The sequence below is a fragment of the Clostridium sp. ATCC 25772 genome, from assembly GCF_001573875.1.
Taxonomy (GTDB): Bacteria; Bacillota; Clostridia; order Clostridiales; family Clostridiaceae; genus Clostridium_J; species Clostridium_J senegalense.
Map to the genome: position 1 here is coordinate 93,482 of NZ_LFRG01000004.1, position 22,726 is coordinate 116,207.

Annotated in this window: 20 protein-coding genes and 1 riboswitch; of the genes, 1 reads left to right on the plus strand and 19 read right to left on the minus strand. The window is 26.1% G+C overall.

Annotation, left to right across the window (positions count from 1 at the left end; translation table 11 throughout):
• Nucleotides 1-8 precede the first annotated feature (8 nt).
• The 6 genes from AZI32_RS02265 to AZI32_RS02290 form a co-directional block, all read right to left on the minus strand.
• Nucleotides 9-1,220: an amidohydrolase family protein gene (locus AZI32_RS02265; RefSeq protein WP_061994290.1), complete on the minus strand. Its 1,212-nt coding sequence runs from the start codon at nucleotides 1,218-1,220 to the stop codon at nucleotides 9-11.
• A gap of 240 nt (nucleotides 1,221-1,460) precedes the next feature.
• On the minus strand, nucleotides 1,461-3,188 hold the full coding sequence (locus tag AZI32_RS02270; protein WP_061994291.1) for a tetratricopeptide repeat protein: 1,728 nt from the start codon (nucleotides 3,186-3,188) through the stop codon (nucleotides 1,461-1,463).
• A 241-nt stretch (nucleotides 3,189-3,429) separates the two neighbouring features.
• The gene (locus AZI32_RS02275) at nucleotides 3,430-4,344 is read right to left on the minus strand and encodes a hypothetical protein (RefSeq protein ID WP_061994292.1); all 915 of its coding nucleotides are present in this window, start codon (nucleotides 4,342-4,344) and stop codon (nucleotides 3,430-3,432) included.
• An 86-nt stretch (nucleotides 4,345-4,430) separates the two neighbouring features.
• Nucleotides 4,431-5,042 carry a DNA-3-methyladenine glycosylase gene (locus AZI32_RS02280; protein ID WP_061994293.1) on the minus strand — a complete coding sequence of 204 codons (612 nt, stop codon included), beginning with the start codon at nucleotides 5,040-5,042 and terminating at the stop codon, nucleotides 4,431-4,433.
• Nucleotides 5,043-5,113: 71 nt separating this feature from the next.
• The gene (locus AZI32_RS02285; protein WP_061994294.1) at nucleotides 5,114-5,986 is read right to left on the minus strand and encodes an SDR family oxidoreductase; all 873 of its coding nucleotides are present in this window, start codon (nucleotides 5,984-5,986) and stop codon (nucleotides 5,114-5,116) included.
• Nucleotides 5,987-6,082: 96 nt separating this feature from the next.
• Complete coding sequence (locus AZI32_RS02290) at nucleotides 6,083-6,877, minus strand: SDR family oxidoreductase (protein WP_061994295.1); 795 nt, start codon at nucleotides 6,875-6,877, stop codon at nucleotides 6,083-6,085.
• Nucleotides 6,878-7,148: 271 nt separating this feature from the next.
• Between AZI32_RS02290 and AZI32_RS02295 the strand changes: the two genes are divergently transcribed.
• Nucleotides 7,149-8,405, plus strand: coding sequence for a D-alanyl-D-alanine carboxypeptidase family protein (locus tag AZI32_RS02295; RefSeq protein ID WP_061994296.1), 1,257 nt, complete (start codon nucleotides 7,149-7,151; stop codon nucleotides 8,403-8,405).
• Between the two features lie 217 nt (nucleotides 8,406-8,622).
• Here AZI32_RS02295 and AZI32_RS02300 read toward each other — a convergent pair whose 3' ends face one another.
• The 13 genes from AZI32_RS02300 to AZI32_RS02360 all read right to left on the minus strand — a co-directional run bounded on the left by AZI32_RS02300 (nucleotide 8,623) and on the right by AZI32_RS02360 (nucleotide 22,307).
• Nucleotides 8,623-9,492, minus strand: coding sequence for a hypothetical protein (locus AZI32_RS02300; RefSeq protein ID WP_061994313.1), 870 nt, complete (start codon nucleotides 9,490-9,492; stop codon nucleotides 8,623-8,625).
• Between the two features lie 373 nt (nucleotides 9,493-9,865).
• Nucleotides 9,866-11,728: a DNA topoisomerase gene (locus AZI32_RS02305; protein ID WP_061994297.1), complete on the minus strand. Its 1,863-nt coding sequence runs from the start codon at nucleotides 11,726-11,728 to the stop codon at nucleotides 9,866-9,868.
• A gap of 371 nt (nucleotides 11,729-12,099) precedes the next feature.
• Nucleotides 12,100-13,182, minus strand: a complete 1,083-nt coding sequence (locus AZI32_RS02310) for a hypothetical protein (RefSeq protein ID WP_061994298.1) — start codon at nucleotides 13,180-13,182, stop codon at nucleotides 12,100-12,102.
• The gene (locus tag AZI32_RS02315) at nucleotides 13,175-13,954 is read right to left on the minus strand and encodes a DUF1700 domain-containing protein (protein WP_061994299.1); all 780 of its coding nucleotides are present in this window, start codon (nucleotides 13,952-13,954) and stop codon (nucleotides 13,175-13,177) included. The genes AZI32_RS02310 and AZI32_RS02315 overlap by 8 nt, the downstream gene beginning before the upstream one ends.
• Nucleotides 13,947-14,282, minus strand: a complete 336-nt coding sequence (locus tag AZI32_RS02320) for a PadR family transcriptional regulator (protein WP_061994300.1) — start codon at nucleotides 14,280-14,282, stop codon at nucleotides 13,947-13,949. Before AZI32_RS02320 ends, AZI32_RS02315 begins: the two co-directional genes overlap by 8 nt.
• 225 nt (nucleotides 14,283-14,507) lie before the next feature.
• A complete protein-coding gene (locus AZI32_RS02325; protein ID WP_061994301.1) occupies nucleotides 14,508-15,155 on the minus strand; it encodes an HAD family hydrolase in 648 nt (215 codons plus the stop codon).
• 338 nt (nucleotides 15,156-15,493) lie between these two features.
• Nucleotides 15,494-16,405 carry a transposase gene (locus AZI32_RS02330; RefSeq protein WP_061994302.1) on the minus strand — a complete coding sequence of 304 codons (912 nt, stop codon included), beginning with the start codon at nucleotides 16,403-16,405 and terminating at the stop codon, nucleotides 15,494-15,496.
• Nucleotides 16,406-16,647: 242 nt separating this feature from the next.
• Nucleotides 16,648-17,109, minus strand: coding sequence for a 6,7-dimethyl-8-ribityllumazine synthase (gene ribE, locus AZI32_RS02335; protein ID WP_010296999.1), 462 nt, complete (start codon nucleotides 17,107-17,109; stop codon nucleotides 16,648-16,650).
• A 14-nt stretch (nucleotides 17,110-17,123) separates the two neighbouring features.
• Complete coding sequence (locus AZI32_RS02340) at nucleotides 17,124-18,308, minus strand: bifunctional 3,4-dihydroxy-2-butanone-4-phosphate synthase/GTP cyclohydrolase II (protein WP_061994303.1); 1,185 nt, start codon at nucleotides 18,306-18,308, stop codon at nucleotides 17,124-17,126.
• A 12-nt stretch (nucleotides 18,309-18,320) separates the two neighbouring features.
• Complete coding sequence (locus AZI32_RS02345; RefSeq protein WP_061994304.1) at nucleotides 18,321-18,971, minus strand: riboflavin synthase; 651 nt, start codon at nucleotides 18,969-18,971, stop codon at nucleotides 18,321-18,323.
• 40 nt (nucleotides 18,972-19,011) lie between these two features.
• Nucleotides 19,012-20,088: a bifunctional diaminohydroxyphosphoribosylaminopyrimidine deaminase/5-amino-6-(5-phosphoribosylamino)uracil reductase RibD gene (ribD, locus tag AZI32_RS02350; RefSeq protein ID WP_061994305.1), complete on the minus strand. Its 1,077-nt coding sequence runs from the start codon at nucleotides 20,086-20,088 to the stop codon at nucleotides 19,012-19,014.
• A 220-nt stretch (nucleotides 20,089-20,308) separates the two neighbouring features.
• Nucleotides 20,309-20,424: riboswitch (FMN riboswitch) on the minus strand.
• Nucleotides 20,425-20,508: 84 nt separating this feature from the next.
• Complete coding sequence (locus AZI32_RS02355; RefSeq protein ID WP_061994306.1) at nucleotides 20,509-21,444, minus strand: ribonuclease Z; 936 nt, start codon at nucleotides 21,442-21,444, stop codon at nucleotides 20,509-20,511.
• Nucleotides 21,445-21,470: 26 nt separating this feature from the next.
• Nucleotides 21,471-22,307: an alpha/beta hydrolase gene (locus AZI32_RS02360; RefSeq protein WP_061994307.1), complete on the minus strand. Its 837-nt coding sequence runs from the start codon at nucleotides 22,305-22,307 to the stop codon at nucleotides 21,471-21,473.
• Between the last annotated feature and the right edge of the window lie 419 nt (nucleotides 22,308-22,726).

The window sequence follows — 22,726 nt, forward strand, 5'->3', positions numbered from 1 at the left end:
AGTTTCTTTTAACTTCTAACCTTTAAAGGTTCTTCATATAACTTTTTATTTTCATAAAGAACTTTATAGTCTTTCATTAAAAATTTTCCATCACATATAACATCTTTTGGAGAAAAACTATCAAATACTTCATAGAATATATGATTTAAAATATTTTCTTCATCTAATGGTACTATTTCTTTATAAGGAATTATAATTAAATCACTCTTATAATTTTTTTCTATTTTACCTATTTTTATATTAAGTATTTTATTTGCATATTCATAATTATTTTTTATAACTTTTACTAAATCATTTAATGTAAAACTATCAGAATTATTGTATTTGCTTCTCATAGTATAAACTAGGTTTGAAAAGTCTCTTGTAATGTTAGCACTTAATCCATCTGTTCCAATTATGCAAGGAATATTATATTTTTCAAACATAGAATAATTAAAAGATGCTAATCCTTTGTTCATATTAGATGTTGGAGTTACTGCTACATATATATTTTTTTCATTTAATAATTGAGCTTCTCTATCACTAACATATACACAATGAGCAAGTAATGAATTATCTGTTAGTAAATCCAAATCATTTAATCGCTCAATTATTCTTTTTTCATATTTAGACATACAATCTGCTACATCATCTATAGTTTCAGCTATATGAATATGGATAGGTGCATGGTTTTTATAGCTCTCAATTTTTTTCAAAGTTTCATCACTTAGATTCATAGATGAATTTAATCCAAATAATCCAGTATAGTTTTCACTAGAATTAGCTAAAAAATCTATATTTTCTTTTATGCAGTTATCAATATTTAAATCTTCACTAGTACTAAAAGAGAATATACCTCTTAATGACAAACTATCACATATAGCTTTTTTTAATTCATTTAAGGTTCCTAAACTATTACATTCTTCACCACTGTGATCTATAATTGTTGTAACACCATTTTTTATACACTCAATTCCAAACATTAATCCATTATAATAACAACCTTTATTTTTCAATTCATTCCATATGCTTGGTTCTTTTGAAATTTCTGGTAAAATGTGTGTATGTCCATTTACCAATCCAGGCATTACTATAGAATTTTTACAATCTATAATTTCTATATCATCTCTATTAAAATTAGTCATATTCCCAACTTCAATTATTTTGTCATCAAAAATAACATATCCATTTTCTATAAAGTTATTAAAATCATATATTTTAGCATTAATAATTGCTTTCATTTTAAATCACCTCAATAAAAGTTTTACATATCCTATTTTAATTTTACATTTCTATTTATATGACTGAGTATCAATTAATATTTAATTAACTTTAAATTTAACAAGTTAAAATTTAAACTTTTTTTTATATATAGTTATAAGTTGGCTTTTTAAATTATCCATTTCAAAATTTGGATGCCTAAAATAGTGAGACATGCTCAGAATCGCTTAGAATTCAACACTTCATCTTGTTTCCCTATATTAATCATCATTATTTATTATATTAAATAAATTTATAGCTTTTTTAGTCATTTCATTTACTAATTGTTTATCATAAACATGTCTTTTTATATTAAGTATTTTAAAACTATTCAATATATGATTTATTACCTGTCTATATTCATCCTTAATATATGAATCTAAGGATATTTTTAAAAAATATATACTGTTTTCTCCTCTTATAATATATATTTCTCTTGTCTTTCCTATAGTATTTTCCTTTGTAAATGATAATGCATCATTATCATTTATTTTAAATTTTTTTATATTATCTACTCCCATACCTTTCATATATTTTGCTAACTCTAATTTATTAGAGTATGGAAACTCAACAAAAGTAATCCATAATTTTATATCATTAATTTTATATTTATCACTTTTACCAATTATTTTTAAATCCTTTTTTTCATCGTCATTATATATAATATCAATATCCCATTCTATTGGTATTTCAATTTTATATTCATTTTTAACAATGTAATTTTTATAAAATTTTGGTGTGAAAATTATGTTTTTACTTAACTTCTCTATTTTTCTTATATCTTTTAAATGATTTTCTGATAATTTACAGCCATTTTCAAAACTATCAATAAAATAATTAGTTGCCATATTTAAATTTTTTTCTACACCTTTTCCATATTTATAACACAATCCTAATTCATATTTAGCATCTTTGTCACCAGATTCAGCAGCCTTTAAAAACCACTTTACAGCTTCTTTGTCATTCTTCTCTACACCTTTTCCATCTTGAAAATTACATGCCACATTAAATTGTGCTTCCATTTTTCCATCTTTTGCAGCACTAAGATAAAAATTAAATGCTTTTTCATAATCTTTTTTAACAGACAACCCTTTGCTATATATAACTCCTAAATTTAATTTTGCCTTTGGATTTCCAAGCGCTGCTGCTTTTTCATACCAATATCTAGATTTTTTATAATCTCTATCTATATTATCAAGCCCAACCCAGTATATAGAACCTAACATCTCATAGGCGTCTTCATAACCTAATTCTGCTGCTTTATGAAAATATTCTACTGCTTTTTCATAATCTTTTGAAACGCCCAATCCATTTGCATACAATTGTCCCATTTCATAAAAGCTTTTACATTCACCTTTTTCTATTCCATTTTTTATAGATATTTTTTTGTTTTTTATGTCAATTATATTTCCATCTTCATCATACAAATTATATAAAAATTCATCTGCAAATTTATAACCATTTATACTAGCTTTTTTTAACCATTTTTCCGCTTCTATATAATCAACTTCTACACCTAATCCTTTATAATAAATTTGTCCTAGATTGCTTTGAGCCTTTATCTCACCACTTTGTGCAGATAATTTAAACCACTTTATTGCTTTTTCATAGTCTTTATATACATTTAAAAAAAGTGCACCTAAATTATTTTGTGCTGAACTATTACCTTTAATTGCAGAAATATAGAAATACTCTTTTGCCTTTTCATAATTAAAATATTCAAATCTATCATCTAAATGTATTAAACCTAAATAATATGATGCATCTAAAAACCCTAAATTCAAAGCAATTTCTAAAAATTTCTTTGCCTCTTTATAATCATTGTTTTTATAATTTAAAATCCCTTTATTTAAAAATTCATTACCATCTTTTTTATTAATATTAATCTTTTTCATTAACATATCTATTTTTTTAAATATTAATTTTGTATTTTTAATATATCTTTTCAATTAAGCTACTCCTTTTATAGATTCCTATATACTATAGTTTAATTTCAAAATTGGTATTATATTACTTTTAATTACAATATTTTATATTTTTTAGTTTACACTTTTAATTAAATACTTAATTTAAATTATGTAAACTTACTTAGTAAAAACTTTGTCAATTATTATTAAATAATAAAAAATAAGATTATATAAGATAAGTGTAATTAAATCTTATATAATCTTATTTATGTTTTTTATAGATTTATTGGTACATAGCTATCGGTATAATTTGTATACATGGACCATTTATCTTAGTAGCACATAACTTTTCATCTATTATTTCTGGTAAAACTATTCCTTGTTTTTCTAAAATTTCAAAATAAGGTTTCATATTTAATATAAGTTTTCTAAAAAAATCTCCATTACATGATTTTCTTAATAAATCTACATGTTGATTTTTATTGCAAACACATATTACTTTGCCCATAACTGTACAATTACAATTACAAAAATCATAACTATGAGTGGTTTTAGATATAAAATTATCATTATGAACATTTATTATAGCTTTACAACAACCTAAGTCCATTATCATATCAAAAGTGTTGTTTAAAGTTAAATATTTTTTTATCATATTAAGTTGATTTATAATAGTATTATAATTTATTAAAGTATCTTTTGGTAAAAGTCCATTTAATAAAGTTATATCATAACAACTTATTGTATCTATCATTTCATTTATATTTGAAAGAATAGACATACTACTTACCACCCCATAGAATTCTACATGATTTCCAGGTTTAACTTTGCCTAAAATTATATCTTTACTATTTATTACACTATACATATTATTATCATTCATAGATTCTCTAACTTGTCTGAAAAATGAAAATGTGGCATAGGTTTTACTAATACTATATTCTTCACGATTAATTGCCCTACCATCCAATGTACCTCTTGTTAACCCTTCGTTAGTACCATCAAGGCCTATTGGACTTTTATCTTTTTCTATTTTATTAGTATCTTTTAAGTACTTTTCAAGTCTTGCATTTCCCATATCTTCTGTAATACATTTAAGTGTTTTAGTTTGTATATATCCATCAATTAAAAGCCCTGATAAATCTTGTATTAATCCCCCATTTAAATACAAAGGTACTGTAGTCAATAAATCATTCAATATTAATTCACCCTTTTATCTTAATAGTATATATATAATATATGACTATTAATTACAGTAAATGATATAAAAAACTTTAGTTAGATTTACTTTTTAGATATGTATTTATTATCTTTTATATAATATCTCCATAAAAAGTCTACTGCTTCTTCTGCATAATCTATGCCTATTCTTTTAGTTTTTATTATTTGAAAATTATCTATTTTGTTATTTTCTACATAAATTTTATTACTTTTATTCATATCTTCATAATTATCATCTTTAGATATGTTCATAGCAATACACAGTTTTCCTGGACCATTAGATAAAACTTTAATTTGATTTTTATTAAGATCAGAGTAATCTTTTCCAAATCTTAAGTTAGACATAATATTAATACCTTCTATAGGCTCTATTGCTCTTATAAGTACCCCTTCTGGAATATCTTTTTTATTGGTTATTATATTAAAGCAATAGTACATGCCATATATAAAATATACATATGCAGTGTATGGCTCTCCATATAGTGGCTCAGTTCTTTTAGTTCTTTTGCCTCCGTAAGCATGAGATGCTTTATCTATTTCACCTATATATGCTTCTGTTTCTACTATTTTTCCTTTTAAGATTTTACCATTATAATTTGAAACTAAAACTTTTCCTAAAAGTTCTTCAGCTACTACTCTCGCATCTCTATTGAAAAAATCTTTTTCTAATTTCATAAACTCCCCCTATCTTAACTATAAAGATAGCTAAATTATTTCTTAACTATTTATTAATTAAATTTATATTTTTAGCTATTTACTATTTCACCACCATTTACATGTATTGTTTCTCCAGTTATATAAGAAGCACCTTTTGAAGCTAAAAATACATAGGATTCTGCAAGTTCTACCGGTTGACCTGCCCTTTTTAATGCTGTTTGACTGCCAAACTTAGAAACCTTTTGCTCATCAAAGGATGCTGGTATAAGTGGAGTCCAAATTGGTCCTGGTGCTACGGCATTTACTCTTATTCCTTTCTTAGCTAAATTTAATGCCAAAGAACGAGTAAAAGATGTAAGTGCTCCCTTGGTGCATGAATAATCTATTAAAGTTTCATGTCCATGATATGCAACAACTGATGTTGTATTTATTATAACTGAACCACTTTTCATATGTTTTACCACTTCTTTGGTTAAATAAAATGCACCAAACATATTAGTTTTAAAAGTTCTTTCGAATTGTTCCTTTGTTATATCTTCTAAATTTTCACAAACATGTTGCTCCGCTGCATTATTGACTAGTATATCTATTTTTGAAAATTTGTCCATAGTTTTTTTTACTACTTCATTACAAAATTTTTCATCACCGATATCTCCATTTATAAGAAGACATTCACCATTATTTTCTGTAATAATTTTTTTTGTAAAATTTGCATCTTTTTCCTCGTTTAAATAAACTATAACAACTTTAGCACCTTCCATAGCATAAGCTATTGAAACAGCCCTGCCAATTCCGCTATCTCCTCCAGTTATTATTGCTACTTTATCTTTTAATCTATTTCCACAAAAACTATATTCATCCAGTTGAAATATTGGTAATGGGACCATATCACACTCTTTACCTGGTTGAATTTTTTGATGTTGTGGTGGAAAACACATAGAAAAATTTTTATCTAACCTCATAATAACACTTCCTTATAAAATTATTAAAACTTTTACATTTTGCTATTATAAGTATTAACCATTTAATAATTTTATATAGCCCTAGTTATTAATTTGTTACTTATCTTTTTTATCTATATAATTTTTATAAGCTTTATACTGAATATTTGCAACTACTTTACTATTTACTATATTAGGGGATATTTTAGATAAAAACACTGCAATTTTATTCAATATTCCAGGAATTACATTTCCTTTTCCTTTCATTAAACCTTTATATCCTTTATATGCCACATAATATGGATTCATTGCTATATTTAAATCTGATTTTCCTGCTCTTTTAGAAAAATTAGTCTTTGTAGCACCAGGACATAAGGCCGTAACTGTTATTTTATATGGTTTTAATTCTTCTTTCAGTGCATAAGAAAAGGATAATACATATGCTTTAGATGCATAATATGTAGCTATAAAGGATCCAGGCTGATATGCACCAGTAGAAGCTACATTTAAAATTTTACCTTTTCTTTCTTTTTTCATGTCTTTAATAATAAAACTGGTTAATATGGTTAATCCTCTTATATTTACATCTATAACTTGAAGATGTTTATCTATACTGATATCATCAAATTCTCCATTATATCCAAGCCCAGCATTATTTATCAAGATTTCTACTGTATAGTTGTTTTTAATTATATAATGATATAGATTTTCAATTTCCATTCTTTTGCTTAAATCTACAACTAAGCCATCTACATTTATATTAAAATCTTTTACTAAACTCTTTTTTAAGTTTAAAAGCGCGTTTTCATTTCTACCAACTAAAAATAGATTATATCCTTCTTTTGCAAAAATTTTAGCAAACTCCATTCCAATTCCACTAGTAGCTCCAGTAATAAGAACTATACTTTTCATAAAATCACCTTCTATAAATTTACTATTTTTTAATCCTATAGTAACATTATTGCAAAATCACAATATTATTTTCAATATATTTTTTATATTTATAAAGATATGTCGAAAATAAATCAATATCTAAATATAACTTTAAAATTTAAAGTTATATTTAAATTTATAACAAAAATTGCCTTTAATAAAAGATAAAGTTTACTTATATAACTTGTTGAATATTAGTTTAAATGCTATACTTATGTAGAAATTTAAAATAGTGAAGGAGAAGAGAACGTTGAAGAAGCTTAAAAAAATCATTGCATCCACTTTGATATTTACTTCCATTTTTTCAACAACAGTCTTAGCAAAGGAAGCATCTGAAGACTTAAATTTAATAGGTACTTCTGCTATTTCTGTTGACTTAGAAACTAATGATATCATATACGCTAAAAATATAGATAATCAAATGTTTCCAGCTAGTGTAACTAAACTTATGACTGCATTATTATTAGCAGAGAATAAGCAGAAAAATGATTTACTTACTTATCCTAAAGAGGCATTAAATGAAGCACCTTTTTCATACGGATTAAATGTTCATCCAGTTACTCCTGGAGATACTTTTACCGCTGCTAATGCAATGGATATTTTACTTTTATATTCTGGAAATGACATAGCTTATATGATTGCTAAAAACATTGGCGGGACTGTAGATAATTTCGTTAAGATGATGAATGATAAAGCTAAAGAGTTGAAAATGACAAATACTCATTTTGTAACACCTAATGGATTAGATGATAACATAAATGATCATTTAACAACATCTTATGATTTATCAATACTTTTAAAAGCTGTTATGGAGAACGAATGGACAAGTTCTATATTAGGTAAAAAAGAATCTGAAGTAAAATCTACTAATGGACCAACTGCTAAGGTTGAAAATAGAAATAAAATTCTTGGTGAAAATGGAAATATCGGTGGTAAAACTGGATATACTGAAAAAGCAGGTAGATGCTTAGCTGCAGTATATGAAAGAGATGGTCGTAAAATTGCAACAGTAGTTCTTAACTCTGAATATAATCTTCCAGAAGATAGCAAAGTCTTTGAAGATGTTGCCAAATTAGCTGATTATAGCTATAATGCAGAGAAAAAGTCACTACTAGCAAAGGATACTGAACTTGAAAGTAAAACTTTAAAGTATAAGGTTTTTCCTTTATTAGGGCCTGAGAGAACTATAAGAGTTCCAGTTACAGTAAAAGAAGATGTATTAGCTTATGAAACATCATTAGAACCTGAAGTTAAATATGAACTTAATGATGTTAGCGCTTGGAAATTAAATAAAAACAAGCCAATAGGTAAAGTTACTGTAAAAATTAAAGATACTATAAATCAATATGATTTATATCCAACAATATCAAAGATGGATTTAGTTAAACAAAACATACTAGTATACATAGTAGTACTTGCTATAATAACAGCTTTAATTGTTATTATATTAAAATTTATAAATAAAAGAAAAGATCGTAAAAGAAGATCTGTTAGATTTTATAGATAAAAATAGTATATTATATTTCAAAAGCACTGATTTTCAATCAGTGCTTTTTTCAAGAAAGTAAGCTATATATAAGATATTAATTTAATTCTAAACTAAAATATTGTTAAGATATTTTAATCTCATAAATATCTTCAGTAAAGACACTAATTTAAAATTTTATATGAAAAAAAGTGATACAGCATACCCATATCACTTTCTTAATATGTATATTTATTAATTACTTTTTACTTGCAGCTATAGATATACACCTCTGATGCTCTTCATCTACGCCTTCTGTAATTGATCCATCACTATGTCTCATACTATTTAAAAAGTGTAAATCACATACACCATCCATTCCATTATTTTTAACTACATCCAGATTCTGACCAGTTCCATACCCCCCAGATAAATCTGGTGCTTCAGCTAGAGCTGGATAAGCATCATTACCTGCATGAGGCATTGCTGCCATAGATGCTGCTATTCTTTTACCGCTTACAGAAACTATAACCGGCCTTCTTTCCCAAGAGTAATTTCCACCCCATACATTTTTTATAACTTCACTATCTTCTCTTGTTAATGCTTCAACATCTGCATGGTTTGTTCCAAAAGTACGTTTTAATTTAAAGGTTTTACCAGTATAAACATCTTCAACTTCCGCAACGGCACCTATTGGATAAACATATTGTGCCTTACTAAACCAATCTAAATTTTCAATCTGTGGCTTAGCTGATTTAACAATTTCCTTTTGCGAACTTACTGTAATACCTCTAACTATATCACTATTTACATCATCTAAAGATTTTTCTTTAGAAATTGATTTTTCCTCTACATCTCCACCTCTTGAAATCTTAGAATTATCTTTTTCTAAGTCATTTAAGGTTACATTTATTTCATCATTAGATTTTACAGTTTTAAGACCTTCTTTATTATTAGATTCTGATAAATTCAAAGCTTTAGTATCATTTTTAGCTACTATTGTATTTTTTTGAAGATTATTCTTAGAATCCGATATACAAATTATTGTTAGTAAGCTTAAAGCTATACTAGCTAAAATTTTTCTATTTCTTTTCTTTTTTATCTTTTTTCCCTTAGAAACAAAAATCATTCTCGACACATCAAAAACTCCTTTTAATCTAAATTTAATATTTTTTATCAAATTAATCTTTTCCATAAATTAGTTTATATAAAAAATTCTAATCTATTCATTAATTTATAAATTTCTGTAATTATTTTTTATAAATTATATATTAAGTTAAGATTTTTAACTGTTACTTTTTTTGAATAGATAGCAACAGCATAAATTATAATATATTTTTTAAATAAAAACAAGTTATAAAATTAAATAACTTGTTTTTTACACGTCTTGTTTTCTTTTTCAAATCTAAATTTATCTACACTAAAGTCACTTTCTTTCTTATATATACTCCTTTGAATATACATAAATTACTCTACAATTTATAAGGAAATTTATGAATTTTTTATTTTGATTTTCTAGTGTCACATATAAGATCAGCTCTATGACGTTTTATTTTTATTACTCCTTCTTTAGTGAACTTATATATATAATTCAAGAAAGTATCCTTATTAAACTTGCCTTTTTCCATATCTGCAAGAGCCTTCTCCATTCTTCCAGTATAATCAGTATCTAAAAGCTCTTTTATTGGGAAAGTTTCTATAAGTTTTTTACCTTTTTCAGTTATAAGAAGAGATTTTCCTTTGGTTGTTATATACCCTGCATATTTCAACTTATTTATAGTCTCTGCTCTTGTAGCTGCAGTTCCTATAGAGTATCCAGCTAAAACCAAGGATGTATCCTTATCTTCATTTTCCTCACTATTATTATTGTTACTTTTACCACAGGTTTCCATAGCCTTAAGTAATGTTTTTTCAGTATGATGCGCCGGTGGTTTTGTTTTCTTTTCTTCAACCTTTATATCTACCATTTGTACAATTTCATCTTTTTCAATTTTAGGTAGTAACTCATCTTTTCCATTATATTTCTCAATTTTTAAATAACCTTCTTTTCGTAAAATTTTACCTTTAGATATAAATAATCTATCATAATTTTCTCCTTTTACAGAGGTTATTATTTCAGTATGTTCAAATTCAGCACTTTCCATAAATTGAGCTATAAATCTATTTTTTATAGATTCATATACTTCCTTTTCTTCTTTTGTTAAATCTTTAGGTTTTAAGTAAGTTGGTATTATAGCACTATGGCTTTCAACTTTACTATTATTAAAAACCTTTTTGGTAACTACAAATTTAATTTCATCTTCAAAAGATAATCCTTTTTTTAAAGTGTCTAAAACTTTTTTTGCTTTATCTTTTAGACTTTCTTCTAATGCAGTACTTGATGTTCTAGGATAAGTTATATACTTTTTTTCATATAAGCTCTGACATACCTTTAAAACTTTGTCAGCAGTATATCCTTTGTACTTACTAGTTACATATCCTTGAAGGTTAGTTAAATTAAATAATGGTCCTGGATTTTCTTTTTTAATTTCTATTTTTTTCTCTATGACCTTTCCTTCTTTTCCTTCAATCTCCTTTTTTAATTTTTCCATCATCTCTTTATTTTTAAACTTTTCTAATTTATTATGAAAAAACTTTCCTTTATAACTACCATTATCATTTTCAAACTCACAGTAAAGTTCGTAAAATTTTTCAGAGTTAAACTTTTCTATTTTCATTTCTCGATCATAAACCATCTTTAATGTAGGCATTAATACTCTTCCTATATTTAAGAGGTTACCTTTACCCCTACAATATTTCATTGTTGCAACAGACGTAAAGTTTATACCAATTACCCAATCAGTTAATTGTCTACTCAAACCAGCGCTTTGAAGACTTTCCATATCTTCGTTAGTTTTTAAATTAGATAGACCTCTTTTAACTTCATCCTCTGTCCATTCATTTATGAGAATTCTATATATAGGTTTCTTAGCTTTAATATAATCAAAAATTAATAACCCTATAAGTTCACCTTCTCTATCATAGTCTGTTGCACATATTATTTTTTCTACATCTTCTCTCTCAACTAAAGATTTAATTATAGAAAGTTGTTTTTTTGCACCGCTATCCTCTTTACTTCTATTCTTATCATCTGGTTTAACTTTATATTTAAATTCTTCTGGTATATATGGAAAATTTTCAAAGCTCCATAATGCTAATGCCTTGTCATAATCTTTGCAATCATATAAAGTTAGCAAATGACCAAAGGCCCAAGTTATTATATAGTTTTCTCCTTCTATATATCCGTCTTTCCTACTTTTACACTTTAATGCCTCAGCTATATTTCTAGCAACTGAAGGTTTTTCCGCTAATATAACACTTTTCATTTTATCACCACTTGCAATTTTTTTATAATACATAAAAAATAATAATTACAATAAGATATACTTTGTAAAAAATATGATTCACAAAATAAAAAATTTACTTATTATTTCCTTATTATTTCTATAATAACTATTTTAATTTTAACTTACTAAAAAATAAGCTATTTTAAAATTATATCATATATTGTAGATTTTATCCTGTTTTCATAAAATTAAAACAAACATGCAAATTATAAAAAGCTATATTAAATTAGAACTAAAATTCCAAATTAATATAGCTTTAGAAATAAGCTAAAATTAAATTTATAAATTAATTTTTAACACTTATTATGGTTTTAAATTTATCTTTGTCAAAGAATCTATAGAATTATAAATTATCTATTTAACATCAATTTAGATTCTAAGCTTTCTTTTTGCTCATTTTTCAACTCACCATTTCCATTTGAAAACACATTTAATTTAATATTGCCTCTTTCTCCCTTTGAAAATTCACCTTCTATAACATTATTCTTAATATTTAATTTAGATTTATCTATATTTTCTAATACGTCTATTTCATCTATATTATAATCTCCCAATTGAATTTTACCACTTACGTTATATTCATTCAAATCCATTGATATATTAAAATAATTATTAGCATTAATTTTAATATCTTGTGCAATTGGAATATAAGATTCAATGGAAATACTATTTGCTTTTAAATCTATATTTTTAGGAAGTTTGGATACTTTTTCATAATCACTAAATAATCCATTACTAGAAATATCGACATGTGAACTTAAAATTTCAACACTATCAGCATTTATAAATTCTCTCACATCCATTGTTATACTCCCATTTGTTCTTATTTTTATTTGCTTTAAACTATTAAATTTAGGTAAAGAACAATAACCATAATAACTATCAAAATTTATTGAATCAGAAAGTACGGAAGCTTTTTCAACCTCTAAAGAAATATTTTCATCAGATTTTAAATTAATATTTACTCCTTTTGGAACTTCTATAATTACTTTTGATCCTGTGTAGTTTCCTGATAATGAATATAAAAATCCATTATACATCCTTTCAAATATATTTCCATCACCTTCAGGAATTTCCATAGATTCTATTATCTCACTATTTATTTTTAAAGTTTTACTATCCATATCATAACTTGGATTTACCTCTAATTTTTCCATTGGGAAATTATAAGTTTTTATTTTAACTAAATTATCATTACTTTGATTTATTTCAACGGAAGCTTTTCCATTCCCACTAGAGCTTATGTCAAGATTCAAGACTTCATCTTCAGTTGAATATATTTCTTTGGCTATAGCTTGCTTATTGTTATTTTTTACATCCTGCACATCAGCTACAAACTGGGGCACTGCCACAACGCCTGTTCCTATAGCACCAATAGTTCCTATTCCAACTAAAATAGCAGCAGTTATAAGTGCAATTTTTCCTTTATTCATTGTAGCTATCCTCCTTATCTTCATCATCTATTTCATGTTCAACCTCTTCATTTTTACTTAAACTTAAAGTATTATTGTTGTAACTTTCATTATAGGTGTTGTTTTCTTTCACTCTTATATACATTTTTCTTGTTTTAACCCATGATATATATCTTAAAATTATATCTTTAAAAAACTTAACAATATATATATATATTGTCCAAAGAGCTAACATAACTCCAGTACCTGCTAATGCCATAAAAAATATAAATAAACCCATATACATATTAGCAGTCATCATAGGAAATGAAATTATATACCCTCCTATATCCATTATTGTAAATCCTATAAGAGTTAATGTTGCTGAAATTATTCCTGTTATGATAAATATTGTTGGCATTATCAAAAACAATGTTAAAATTATAAGAATTGCTTTAACTCCCCATATAGGAATTTTCTCATTTAAAATATCATTAGAATTCAAAAATTCTTTACTTCTTTCAATACCTCTTTTTCCTAATCTTTTAGTTTTTCCCCAAATTTTTTTAGCTTCTCTTCCATAATCTTTTTTTTGGTTAGAATTTACATCACTTTTTTTCATTTCTCTTTTTAAATCATTTGCTATAGTTTTAGGGGAACCTAAGGAACTTATTATGGTCTCATCGCTTTTTCCTTCTAACTCTCCATTTAAGAAAAACTCTTCATAATCTCTTATTATATCTGAAACTTCATTTTCGCTAAAACTGTCACTTAAATAATCTCTTAATATTTCTAAAAATTCTTTTCTATTCAAATTTAATACTCTCCTTTCGATATCTTTCAAGAATAAAATTTACATCTTCAACAAACCTATCCCACTCATCAACCATATCTTTAAGATTACCTTTTCCGTAATCTGTTATTTTATAATATTTTCTATCTGGTCCGCCTTCTGATTTTTGAATATATGTCTCAAAATTACCTTCTGATGTCAATCTCCTCAATAATGGATAAATTGTGCTTTCTTTTACATCCATAACTTTAGATATGTTTTCTACAATTTCATATCCGTACATATCTTTACTATTTATTAAAGTCAAAACACATATTTCAAGCACACCCTTTCTTAGTTGGGTACTCATACTTTAACCTCCTATTCTACAAATATATTATGTAATACATAGTAGGTAGATTAAAAAAATATGAAATCGTAATCTACCATTTCACTTATACATAATATTTTTAAATCATACTATGTATTGCACAGTACCTACTTTTAAAAATAAGTACTATGTAGTACACAGTACTTATAATTTTATATTATCATACTACTGTGTATTACACAATACCCTTTTTAAACTTAATTATTAACCTTCAACAATAGAAATTAAATCACTAAACTTATCTATTATATATTCAGGATTAGAACCCTTAATTTCTTCTAAAGTGTTATTTCCATAAGTTACAGCACAACTTTCACAACCCGCATTTTGCCCCATTCCAACATCATAGATAGTATCTCCAATAACCAGTGCCTTATTTTTATTAACATTAATTTTTTCAAGCACTAAATTAACAACATCTGGAGCAGGCTTATGCTTAGTTACATCATCACAACATGCAACGAAAGAAAATAAATGTTCAATTTCTAATTCTTTTAGAAATAAAAGTAGCGTATCTCTGCCCCTGCTTGTTGCTATAGTAAGTTTTACACCTTTTTTATGTAAATTTTCCAAAGTTTCCTTTACACCTTCAAACATAGTAACAGTATTTTTACATATATTTTTATATCTTATACTATACTCTTTCACTGCTGATTTTATATTTTCCTCTTGAAACCCTTTAATACTTTTAAACATTTCAAATAAAGGAAGTCCTATTAACCTCTTAATATCTTCATCCTCAATATCCTCATTCTTAAAATATTTTAAAGTATCTTGCATAGTTAAAATTATACTTTCACTAGTATCTGCAATAGTCCCATCAAAATCTAATACCAATGCTTCAAACTTCATAAATTACCTCCAAACCATATTTTAACTCTTATTATAACATATATAGTGACATATATTTATTTTTTTCATTACTTTTTAGTTATTTTTTAAGGTGACAGTTATTAAATATTATGTAAAGTATAATATTTAATAACTGTCACCTTAAAATGATTTAAAATCATTAACCAAATTTATTTTTAAACATTTATCTTTCATAAAATTCACTTTCAAAATTAATATATTAATATTTTTTATAAGTTTTATAAAGCTTGTCCATTTACTTATTATTTTTCTATATTTCAATTTTAAGTTACAATTTCCTTATGAGTTTTAATTATTTTTTTATTTAATTTTTAATGCTAAGCTATAAATTTCTCAAACATCTCTTTATAATGTTTATTTTTTAAAATTAAAGTTATTGCTCTATTACCTAATTGCGATATCCTACTGACACTTAAGTTTCCAAACTTTATAGCTATATCCTTACATTTTTCACCACAGAAAGCCGTAGCAAGTATTGTTACCATTGCTCTAGCATTTTGATTATGACTTCTATTTTTTATAAATATTTCATTAGAATGTATGTTTTCTTTTTCTGCTACAAAGTTAATTACATCTTTTATGGTATAATTGGATTTTAATACACCTTTTTCATTAATAAATTTTTCTTCTTTAAATTCTATTTTCAAATCCATTTTTTTAAAATCTTCTATGTAATTTTCCATAGTATATTTAAATAAATTTGCATATTCTTTTCTTGCTTCCCTCTTATTTTTATCTAAGAATTCTAATATTCTATCTATGTCTAAAACTCCAAATAGGTCTTCTTCCCCTAAATAAACAGACATGCTTGAAAATAAATATTCTTGTGGACATTCTCTAAATCCTGGCAAATCTTTTGCATTTCTATGAATATATAAAGACACTGCTAATAGATATCTATCATTATTTATAATTTCACTTTTAAATCTACCTTTACATAAACGTGAATCTAATTCATACTTTTTATTGTAAAATTTAACATATCTTAAGTTTAAACTTTTCATTACTACAGAAATATCTTGTTCCTGAGAATCTATAAGTAAATGAGCATGATTATCCATTAAGCAATATGCATATAGTTTAAAGGGATATTTTATTTGACTTTCCTTTAATTTAGTCATAAAAGTTGCCTTATCTACATCTGATTTAAATAGCAACCTATCTTTAACACTTTTTATCATGATATGATATATTGCATGTTTCTCTTTTTTTCTTGGTTGAGTTGGCATTTCAATACACTCCTTAACTTTTATGCTTTATTTTAATCATTGACATTTTGTATTTTTATATTCAAAAAATTTAATACTAAGTTCATTTTTAAATATTTTTACAAAATTAATAAATTTAAATATTCATTATATATAATAAATAACTGTCACTATATATCCTGTATCAAAATAAATGAAAAAAGCTATTGGAAAACCAAATCTCTTAATTTAGTTTTGCAATAGCCTTATATTTTAAAATTTAATTATATAACCTTCATAAGATTTGCCATTTCTATTGCTGTTACTGCAGCATCAAATCCCTTATTTCCACTTTTGGTTCCAGCTCTTTCAATAGCCTCTTCTATAGAATTTGTTGTTAATACTCCAAATATTACTGGTTTTGATGTTTCTAATGATACTGTAGCAACCCCTTTTGATACTTCACTACAAACATAATCAAAATGTGGTGTTGCTCCTTTTATAACTGCTCCTAAACATAGCACTCCATCATATTTTTCATTATTTGCTAGTTTTTTAGCTATTAATGGTATTTCAAATGCTCCTGGAACCCATGCAATATCTATATCTTCTTCTTTAACGCCATGTCTTTTTAATCCATCCACTGCTCCTGAAAGCAATTTAGAACCTATAAACTCATTAAATCTCCCAACTATAATTGCAAATTTTAATCCTTTTCCTATTAAATCACCTTGTAAAATATTCACTTTTATCACTCCTTCTATAAAATATGTTGCATTTTCTCTTTTTTAGTTTTTAAGTAAAAATAATTTTCTTCATTATGATTCATCTTTATTGGAACTCTTTCTACAATTTCTATATCATGTCCACTTAATCCAGAAACCTTTTTAGGATTATTAGTCATAAGTCTTATTTTTTTTATGCCTAAATCACTTAATATTTGTGCCCCTATTCCATAGTCCCTAAGATCAGCTTCAAATCCTAATGCAATATTTGCCTCCACTGTGTCTAAACCTTCATCTTGAAGTTTATAAGCCTTTAATTTATTTAAAAGACCTATGCCTCTACCTTCCTGTCTCATATATAATAAAACTCCAGCACCTTCTTTATTTATTTTCTCCATAGCCATTGATAATTGCTCTCCACAATCACATCTCTTAGAACCAAAAGCATCACCTGTTAAACACTCTGAGTGGACTCTAACTAATACTGGTTCATCTTTTTTAATCTCACCTTTAACTAATGCAACATGATGCTCACCATTTAACTTATTAACATATCCTATGGCCTTAAAATCTCCATATTTAGTTGGCATTTTAGTTTCCACAACTGATTTTACTAATTTTTCTCTTTTCTTTCTATAAGCTATTAAACTTTCTATTGTTATCATTTTCAAATCATGTTTCTTACTAAACTCTAGTAATTGTTTTCCTTTTGCCATAGTTCCATCATCACTTATTATTTCACAAATAACACCAACTGGTTTAAATCCCGCTAAAGTAGCTAAATCTACAGCAGCTTCTGTATGCCCAGCTCTTTTTAAAACTCCACCTTTTTTAGCTTTTAGTGGAAATACGTGACCTGGTCTTCTAAAATCTTCTGGTTTTGAATTACAATCTAAAAGCTTTTTTATTGTTATTGCCCTTTCAAAAGCAGATATTCCTGTTGTTACATCATTACTATCTATTGATACAGTAAATGCTGTTTCGTGATTATCTGTATTTATCTCAACCATTTGACCTATTTTAAGATTTTCAAGTATTTCTTCATTAATTGGTGTACAAATAAGACCTTTTCCATATGTAGCCATAAAATTTATACTCTCACCAGTAACTTTTTCTGCCGCCATTAATAAGTCACCTTCATTTTCTCTATCCTCATCATCTAAAACAATTACCATTTTTCCTCTTTTTATATCCTCTATTGCCTCTTCAATTGTATTCATTTTAATCTCCTCCTATATAAATCCATTTTCTTTTAATAAATTTAAAGTTATATTATTTTCATTACTTTTATATGTACTAAAATCCATAAGTCTTTTTATATATTTTAAAAGCATATCACATTCTATATTTATAGCTTGTCCTATATTTTTTTTAAAAATAATACTTTCATCTTTGGTATGTGGTATTATAGAAACTTCAAAGTAATTTTCTTTTAAACTTGAAATAGTTAAGCTTGTCCCATCCAATGTAACTGACCCTTTACATACCATATATTGCAATAATTCATTGCTACATTCAACTTTTATTACAGTGCTATTTCCATGGTTTTCAGCACCTATTATTGTGCCCATACCGTCTATATGACCACTAACTATATGACCATTAAGTCTACCATTAACTGATAATGCTCTTTCTAAATTCACGCTATCTCCCTCTTTTAATTTAGATATATTAGAAAGCTTTAAAGATTCCATCATAACATCTGCAATAAAATAATCTTTACCTAATTTTGTTGCAGTTAGACATACACCATTTGTACAAATACTATCCCCTATGTCTATATCTTCTATAACTTTCTTACACTTTATTTTAATTACCTTAGATTTATCAACATCTTTAATTGATAAAACCAATCCTATTTCTTCTACTATTCCTGTAAACACCACATCACCTTTTTCTAAATATTTTGAATTATTTTAATATTCAAACTTCTACTTCTATCAAAATATCATTATCAATTTTTCTCATATTCCATTTTTTGATTTCAAAACATTCTGACACTTTCTCCTTTCCAATACCTTCTACAGCGGTGACACTCTCCCTTCCTCCTATAATTTTAGGACATATAAAAGCATATATTTTATTTGCTATTTTTTCTTCTAATATGCTATAAATTAAGTTTCCACCACCTTCTACTAAAATACTATCAATTCCTCTTTTATATAAATTTAAGGTTAAATCAATTAAGTCCACTTTATTTTTATTTTCTTTTGTAACTATAACTTCCACTCCAAGTTCCTTTAATTTTAAAATTTTTTCTTTATCTTTGCATATAGTAGCTATTATAGTTTTACTTTCTTTTGTTTTAACTAAATTACACTCTAATGGAATTTTTAAATTACTATCTACAATTATTTTTATTGGGTTAATACCACCATCCAATCTACATGTAAGCATAGGATTGTCTTTCAAAACAGTATTTATTCCCACCATCACCGCTGTAAATCTATTTCTTAATTTATGAGCATAAATTCTTGATTTCTTTGAACTTATCCATTTTGAATCATAATTTTTAGTAGCAATTTTTCCATCTAAGGTCATTGCCCATTTTATTGCAACAAAAGGTTTATTTTTTATCATGTTATAATTAAAAATTTCATTTATCTCTTTACATTTTTCTTCTAAAACCCCCACTAATACTTCAATTCCATTTTCTCTAAGTTTTTTTACTCCCTTCCCTGAAACTAATGGATTAGGATCTAATGTTCCCACAACCACTCTTTTAAATTTATTCTCTATAATTTTATCTACACAAGGTGGAGTTTTACCATAATGACAACATGGCTCTAATGTCACATATATAGTAGCATCTTTTAGGATTTCTCTTGATGACTCTATAGCATTAATTTCAGCATGAGGTTGTCCAAACTTTTCATGATAGCCTTGTGATATTATTCTATTTTCTTTTACAATTACAGCTCCAACAAGTGGATTAGGGTTTACTTTTCCTTCTCCAAATTTCGCAAGTCTTATTGCCTTTTCCATAAAGAATTCATCCATTTTATCACTCCTTATCAATTCATTTATTTAAAATATAAATAAGAAATGCCCCAGGCAAATTTCACCCAGGGCATATATTAATTGTACAAATTAGAATTAGCATTCCAAATAATTTATTTTTAAACAAAAATTATTTAAATTATATTTAAAATTTAAAGCTCCAAGCCATTGGCTCAGAGCATTGAAATTCAAAAAATATAAAATCTAATCAATTCTAATATTTTCTCTTCTTTCATCCAGACTTTACTGTCGGCCTTGGAATTTCACCAAATCATGCTAAAATAGCTCGCGGGCTTTACCGCCGGTAAGGAATTTCACCTTGCCCTGAAGATAATTTATTCAACTTTTGAAATTATTATAACATTTTGACATAAACTTGTCAATAAAATCCTATACTTTTTCTATAGACTTCCAAAAACATTATTTAAAAGTTAAGTTTTCTTCCATTCTATCTGATCCTAATATAGTATTTTTAAAAACTTCTTTTCCATTTTCAATATACTGATCTGGTTCTATAAGTGACGGTGAAAAATGAGTTAATATAAGTTTTTTAACTTCACCTTCCTTAGCTAAGGATGCTGCTTCTCTAAAAGTCATATGTTTATTTTTTATAGCTTTTTCTATATCATCATCACTGCCATAAGTACCTTCACAAATAAACAAGTCACTACCTTTTATAAATTCTTTTATTGAATCTATTGGACGGCTGTCTGTTATATAACTTAATTTCAAACCCCTTCTTTTATCTCCTAAAACCATATCACTAAAATATAATTTTCCTTCAAATTCATAACTATTGTGCTTTTGAAGTTTGCTCCAAAGTATTTTAGGTACATTATTATTAACCGCTTTATCCACATCAAATTTTCTTTTTCTATTTATGTAAAACCCATATCCTAAGCAAGGTGATGAATGTTCTAAATCTATCATGCTTATTTCTATATCAGAATAATCATTAGTAAGTTCAAATTTATCTTTTAATTCAAACTTTAAATTTTTCTTAGGTGCCTCTATCACTTTGATTTCATAAGGCAAATATGGACAAATAACACTTAATCCTTCAATTGTATCCTTTATTCCTTCTGGTCCTATTATAATAAGCTCTTCTTCTCTACCACTATTGCCAATAGTGGATAAAAGCCCTGGTAATCCTACTATATGATCTCCATGTATATGTGTTATGCATATAATATCAATGGATTTAAATCCAGATTTAGCAAGTCTCATTGATACCTGTGTGCCTTCACCACAATCTATTAGTATTTTTCTTCCTTTATAATTTATTAGTAATGAAGCTAAATTTCTAAAGGGCATTGGCATTCCACCTCCACAACCTAATAAAGTAACATTTATCATATATATTCTCCTTTAACATATGGTTTTTAATTTTTATTATCACATTTTTTTAATAAGTCAAAAAATATATTTGTATCTTCCTCTCCATGTCCAATCCATAAATTTAATATATTAGAATGATATTTTTCTTTTATAAGGGTAATATCTGCATTTCCCCCAAACCCACGTACTCTCTCCACAAAATTATATGCACATTCCTTAGGAACTAGCTCATCTAAATCCCCATGAAGACAGAACACTGGAAACTCAGGTTTTTCAGTAATTAAATTTAATGGATTAACTTTACCTTCATATTTAGTTCCACCTAAATATCCATTTAAATATTTTTGAGCTCTTTTAGATGTAAACTTAGAAAAATCTAACACACCACTTATTGCAAAAAATGCCTTAAATATAGATGGATCTATTTCATATCTTTCTTGAAGTTTTTTGTTAAAAACTAAATTTGCTCCAAGTTCTGAGCCTGCTGAAAAACCTATAACTATAACATCATCACAATCTGACATGTGCCAATATTTTTCTAAAAAATCTTGAAAACCTAAAAATACGTCTTCTATTTGGCAGGGATATTTATATTTAGGTGCTAATCTATATGCTGGAAGTACTACAGTATATCCCTTTTTAGCAAAAAACTTCGCTATAGCTTTAAATGAAAATGGATTTCCAGACATCCATCCTCCACCATGTATAAAATATATCAAAGTACGTTTTTTAGGCTTATGTCCTTCTAATATTAAGGTATATTTTCTATGATTATGACCATACTTCACTTTATGAATTTTGTATTCGTTATCTTTATATTTATTCCATATCATCATTCTTACTCCCAAAGCAAGAACTGTTAATTTCTCATCAAAAGTCATCTCAAATTACACCCCTTATTTAGGTCTTAGTCAACTAAAAATAAATTTTCTATAATTATAATACTACTTTAATCGACAGTTTTATATAGTTTTTTCATTTTTTAGAAAGTATATTGTTTACTAATTATTAAGCATATGAATTTTTAAAAAATTCAGTTACTAATTTCAAAAAATTAATACATTTATGTATTTTTTCTTAAAACAGTGCTATATATTAATATTATTTTAGTTTCTATTAAAATTATATTTTATATACCATTTATTAATTTATTCATTATCTAAAATAAAAATTGAATATTTTTATATTTAAATCATATTACAATATATATTATTATAACGCTTAATCGAGTAGGAGGAAAATAATTATTTTATTTTCCGTCCTCTCACACCACCGTGCGTACCGTTCGGTACACGGCGGT